This is a genomic window from Okeania sp. (assembly GCF_983059655.1).
Map to the genome: position 1 here is coordinate 1437 of NZ_CEZPJD010000854.1, position 1858 is coordinate 3294.

The 1858-nt window shown below is 36.7% G+C and carries 1 protein-coding gene; it reads left to right on the top strand.

Annotation, left to right across the window (positions count from 1 at the left end; all coding sequences use genetic code 11):
* Positions 1–1858 (top strand): DEAD/DEAH box helicase (locus tag AC3DU7_RS29320; RefSeq protein ID WP_488042776.1); only part of this gene is annotated, 1858 nt, incomplete at both ends.

Sequence of the window (1858 nt, forward strand, 5' to 3'; positions counted from 1 at the left end):
TAAGTATTCGTGCCCAAGCTCCAAAAATTAAAAAAACTGAAAGACTAGGCTTAAAAAGTCTCCTCAATTTTCAGTGGGAATTGTCTATTGGAGGTCAGAAATTAACCAAAGCCGAATTTAATCAATTAGTGGCAAAAGATAGCCCCTTAGTAGAAATTAACGGCGAGTGGGTCGAACTACAACCCCAAGATGTGCGGGCTGCCCAAAATTTCTTTGCTAGTCGTCAAGACGAAATGGCCCTATCTTTAGAAGATGCTTTGCGATTGGCCACTGGAGACACTCAAGTTATGGAAAAGTTGCCCGTCGTTAATTTTGAAGCTGGCGGTCAACTCCAAGAACTTCTGGACACTTTGACAAATAATCGTTCTTTAGAGGAAATTCAGACTCCGAAAAATTTTCATGGAGAGCTACGACCTTATCAAGCGCGAGGCGTAAGTTGGTTAACATTTTTGGAACGTTGGGGTTTGGGTGCTTGTTTGGCCGATGACATGGGCCTGGGGAAAACCATTCAAACAATAGCCTTTCTTCTCAATCAACAAGAACAAGAATTACTAGAAGCACCTACATTATTAGTGTGTCCTACTTCAGTATTAGGGAACTGGGAAAGGGAAGTTAAAAAATTCGGACCAACCTTAAAAGTAATAGTACATCACGGCGATAAACGCGCCAAAGGTAAACAGTTTCTCAAAGTAGTTAAAGACAAACATTTAGTAATAACCAGTTACGCTTTATTGTATCGAGATGAAAAAATATTACAGACAATAGAATGGCAAGCAATAATAGTTGATGAAGCTCAAAATATCAAAAATCCAGAGGCAAAACAATCCCAAGCTGTAAGAAAATTAGAAACATCCTTTAGAATTGGTTTAACAGGAACTCCCGTAGAAAATCGCCTTTCAGAATTATGGTCAATTTTAGATTTTTTGAATCCTGGATATTTAGGAAAAAAACAATTTTTCCAACGTCGCTTTGCTATTCCTATTGAAAAATATGGAGATACAAATTCATTACAAACTTTGCGTTCTCTGGTTCAACCATTTATTTTACGTCGGCTCAAAACTGACAAAGATATTATTCAAGACTTGCCAGAAAAACAAGAAAATACTATCTTTTGCCCACTAGCAAATGAACAAGCAAAACTTTATCAAGACATAGTTGAAACTTCCTTAGCAGAAATTGAAGCTGCTGATGGGATTCAGCGAAGAGGTAAAATTTTAGCTCTATTGGTAAAACTCAAACAACTTTGTAACCATCCCGTACTTCTACAAATCAAAAAAGGCAGTAGGAAAAAAGTAGAAATTAGCGATACAAACTCAGGAAAACTGCAACGTTTATTTGCCATGTTAGAAGAAATAATTTCAGAAGCAGAAAGGGCTATTATTTTTACTCAATTTGCCGAATGGGGAAAAGTTTTACAACCTTATTTGCAAGAAAAATTAGGTAGAGAAGTATCATTTTTATATGGATCGACTCGCAAAAATCAAAGAGAAGAAATGGTAGACAGATTTCAACAAGACCCTCAAGGTCCACCAGTAATGATTCTTTCTTTAAAAGCTGGAGGTACTGGTTTAAATTTAACTCGTGCTAATCATGTTTTTCACTTTGATAGATGGTGGAACCCAGCAGTAGAAAACCAGGCTACAGACCGGGTATTTAGAATTGGTCAAACCCGGAATGTTCAGGTACATAAATTTGTCTGTACTGGAACTTTAGAAGAGAAAATACACGATTTAATTGAAAGTAAAAAAGAACTAGCAGAGCAGGTAGTAGGTGCAGGGGAACAATGGTTAACTGAACTAGATACAGACCAGTTGAGAAATTTATTAATTCTTGATAGAAATAAAGTAATTGAGGAAGA